We start from the raw sequence: 3595 nt of genomic DNA, 5'->3' as shown, positions 1-3595 counted from the left end.
CAGTATCGAGGTCCTCGTCGATCCCAAGTGTCTGCCGGAACTTATCTGACCACCTCAATCCAATCCGTCAAAATCACTGTGCGGAGCCACTAGATGGCGCCTATCAGCCGGGCTTGCAGGAGGTCGATCTTCGCCCGTCCATACATCTGGCGTTTTACGAGCTTTAGTTTAGTGATCTGCCCTTCTGTCTGGCCATCGGACCAAGGCTCGGTGATGGCGGCACGGACGGCGGCTTTGTCCCTGATGATGCCACTCGCAAAAGAGGCGATCAGGCTCAAGCTGGCGGTGGCGATCCACGGATCGAGATCTGCGAAGAGCTTCTTGCGTACTATGGCCTGAAAGCTTTCGACGAGTATGCGGGCTTCGACGAGTGTGGGAACGCGCGCCTCGATGGCGGCGATGGTGATCGTATCTGCTTTGCTGAGATTGTCGCGCGCCCTGGTCATCAATCGTGAGATTGTTCTCGCGGATGGAACTTTTTGCAGTTGTTGATTGGTCGCCTTCTCGGCCCGTCGTCGCCGTGTCGTCCACTCACTGACTACACGCAAGGAGCCTCGGAAGCCTTACCCTTGCAAACGACGCCAGAGCTCTGCGCCGTTACGGCAGCCCTCGCTCCATTGCGCATCCAGAAAGGGCAAGTGGGCATCGAGCGTGCTTTGCCGTGTCCGGAAGACATCCGTACTCTCGCCGCGACTGACTTGGCGAACGAGTTTACGGCTGTGTCCTGTTCGACGGACAATCTCCTTGAGTGGCACTGCTTCTCTGACGAGCGCCATGATGGCAGCATTCGTCTGCTTGCGCCGGCGATACCCTTCATACTGCAGCCTTTCCGCGCAAGTGAGCAGTTTTGGATTGATCGTCGTCGCACCGATTGCGGTGCGGATCACCCGCATGGAACGGCGTACCGCGTTGAGGAAGGCCGCGCTTGCGTTCTCCATCAGGTGCCATCGGTCGGCGACCTGGACGGCGTCGGGCAGCGCCTTTGCCGCGGCCTCACCGTAGCCGCCGCCACGGTCGCGCGATACGACCCTGATCTCCGGATGGTCGGAAAGCCAAGCCCGCACCGTTGCAATCTCGCGATCTGGAAGCAGGGTTACGATCCGCCGCCTCTCCAGATCGCACACGATTGTTCCGTAGCGATGGTTCTTGCGAAAAGCCCAGTCGTCAATGCCGGCGACGATTCAGAGGCTCCGTTCGCGGGCGGGTTCGTCGCCTGACAACCCGAAGCAACGTATCGGAGCTGACCGGCAGCATCAGCCGTTTAGCGAAGCTCGCCGCTGGTCTGCCGCCGAGTGCCAGCCCCAGATGGTGGACGATACATTTCAGCCGTGCCGTCCGGCGCGACCGGGTCGGGAGAATATCGTCCCCGAACCGTTCAGCGAAAATCCGTCGCCGACACTGAGGCACCTCGCAAACGAAGCGCCGCGTGATCACGCGGAGTCGTATTTCCTTCCCGGGACACGGCAAACTATCATGTTCCAGCCACACCCTATGAACGAGCACTGGCGCATCCGAGGTTGATCAAGGTCGTCAAACGGCGTCTTCGAGATCTCTATCGCACGCTCCATCCCGTGGCCCTGCTGGCCGAGATGAGAGACGCCCAGGCGGAGCTCGGCACGCGCGTCGACGCCCGATCGGGCAGGCTCGCGACAGCAACCAGCCCACCGGCGCCGACAAAGAACGCAGCAGCCTTCGCGAAGGGGCTCGGCAATGACGTGCATCTAGGGGAGCAGCGCATCATCCATCGGCGCATGCGCAAGCCATACAAAAAGCGCATGAGAATGCCATCAATGCTCGATCCGCACCTCGCCGACATCGAGCGCTGGGTGGCGGCCGAGCCCGTCTGACCGCGCTGGCAATTGTCGGTCGCCTCGCTGAACAACGCCCCAAACAGTTCGGTCCGCCGCAGCACACCATCGTGCAGCGCTTGTTGCGGTCGCTCAGACGCAAAGCAGCCGAGACGATCATCCCGCGCACGGCTGAGGGTGCGGCACTGGCCGGTGATCCCGGGACTGGGGCCGCCGCTGCGTGTGATGGGCACTCCGCGACGTCCCCAGTCCCTCCGATCCTGCGAGCAATGACGCAACCTCGGACCGGCCGACAGTCGGGGCTACATCCGTCAAGCGAAAGTAACATCGAGCTAAGCGGGATTTTGGGTGATGAGATGATCAGGCGGCGTGGTTTGCCGGCACTTGGATGACCTCGATGCCGTCATTGAATCTGACACCTGCGATGACCTTCGGCAACTGATTTGTGCCCTTGAGCCGCCGCCAGGTCTTTGATGCGGCGATCACCAGCTTGAACACCATCAGCTTGGCGGTGGTCGGCGACAACGAACCCTTGGTGCGCACCGTCCGGTGCCGCACGGTGGCGAACACGCTCTCGATCGGATTGCTGGTGCGCAGGTGATCCCAATGCTCGGCAGGAAAGTCGTAGAAGGCCAGCAGCGCGTCGCGATCCTTGACCAGACATTCGACCGCCCGACCGTATTTGGCGCGGTATTTCTCGGCAAAGACGTCGATCGCCGCTTCGGCAGACGCCCGGTTCGGCGCCCAATAAACCTCGCGCAGATCCTTCTTTATGGTGGCCTGCACCGAGAGCGGGACCTTGTTCAGGACATTCACGGTCTTGTGCACCCAGCATCGCTGGTGCCGTGTGCCGGGAAAGACCTCGTCGAGCGCCTTCCAGAAGCCGAGCGCGCCGTCGCCGACGGCAATTTCGGGCGCGATCTGCAATCCGCGCTGTTTGACGTCGATCAGCAGCTCACGCCAGCTCTGCGCGCTCTCTCGCACGCCGACCTGGAAGCCGATCAGTTCCTTCTTGCCTTCCGGCGTCGCGCCGATCAGCACCAGCATGCACTCGCCGTGGTCTTCCATGCGGGCCTGCAGGAAGACGCCATCGGCCCACACATACGCGTAGCGGCGCGCCGACAGATCGCGCCTCTGCCAGCGCTCGTACTCGCCTTGCCACTCGGCCGTCAGCCGGGAAATCACCGCGGGCGACAGGTTCGGCGCGTCCTTGCCCAGCAAGGCCGTCAGCGCCTCCTGGAAATCGCCGGTCGAGATGCCGCGCAGGTAAAGGATCGGCAGCAGGGCATCCAGACTCTTCGTCCGCCGCGCCCACAGCGGCAGGATCGCCGAGCTGAACCGGATCCGCTCGCCATCGCCGGCCGCCCCGCGGTCCCGGATCTTCGCCCGCGCCACCTCGACCGGCCCGATGCCGGTCTGGATCGTTCGCGCCGGGCCATAACCATGCCGCACGACACGGGCGCGTCCGTCGGCAAGCTTCAAGTCCTTCACCGTGGCAGGAAATGTCTCGACTTCGACCTCGACGGCCTGCGCTAAAAGCTGCCGCGCACCAGCGCGCAGCACATTGGTCAGTGGATCGTCGATCTCGTCCGGCTGACGAAGCGGGACAATGTTGCTAGTCTCGTTCATGGCGTATCGCTCTCCTTGAGAGGTTCTGGCAGGCTCGACACCCGCCTCGATACGCCGCCTATCTCGTCGCCCGTGAAGAAGTCTGATTTCAGCTTGGGACGAGCTGAAATCGGAGGATGAGCCTGACCAGGATTTGGTGCAACAAAAGCTCCAGCCAG

2 protein-coding genes and 1 pseudogene are annotated in these 3595 nt (G+C 62.4%); 1 reads left to right on the top strand and 2 read right to left on the bottom strand.

From position 1 onward, the window contains the following. Positions 1-89: 89 nt before the first annotated feature. A pseudogene (locus K288_RS51855) lies at positions 90-1467 on the bottom strand (ISL3 family transposase); the annotation flags it as partial. Between the two features lie 50 nt (positions 1468-1517). On the opposite strand from K288_RS51855, the gene K288_RS0142885 reads away from it, so the two are divergent. Further along, positions 1518-1847, top strand: coding sequence for a hypothetical protein (locus tag K288_RS0142885; RefSeq protein WP_027584809.1), 330 nt, complete (start codon positions 1518-1520; stop codon positions 1845-1847). Positions 1848-2168: 321 nt separating this feature from the next. On the opposite strand, the gene K288_RS0142880 is transcribed toward K288_RS0142885, so the two are convergent. Beyond that, a complete protein-coding gene (locus tag K288_RS0142880; RefSeq protein ID WP_027584808.1) occupies positions 2169-3437 on the bottom strand; it encodes an IS256 family transposase in 1269 nt (422 codons plus the stop codon). Between the last annotated feature and the right edge of the window lie 158 nt (positions 3438-3595).

The organism is Bradyrhizobium sp. Ai1a-2 (assembly GCF_000426245.1).
Classification (GTDB): domain Bacteria; phylum Pseudomonadota; class Alphaproteobacteria; order Rhizobiales; family Xanthobacteraceae; genus Bradyrhizobium.
This window is presented reverse-complemented; position numbering and strand designations above follow the sequence as displayed.

Coding starts and splice junctions, on each gene's coding strand:
- K288_RS0142880 (WP_027584808.1), bottom strand. CDS start 3,437: ATGAACGAGACTAGCAACATTGTCCCGCTTCGTCAGCCGGACGAGATC.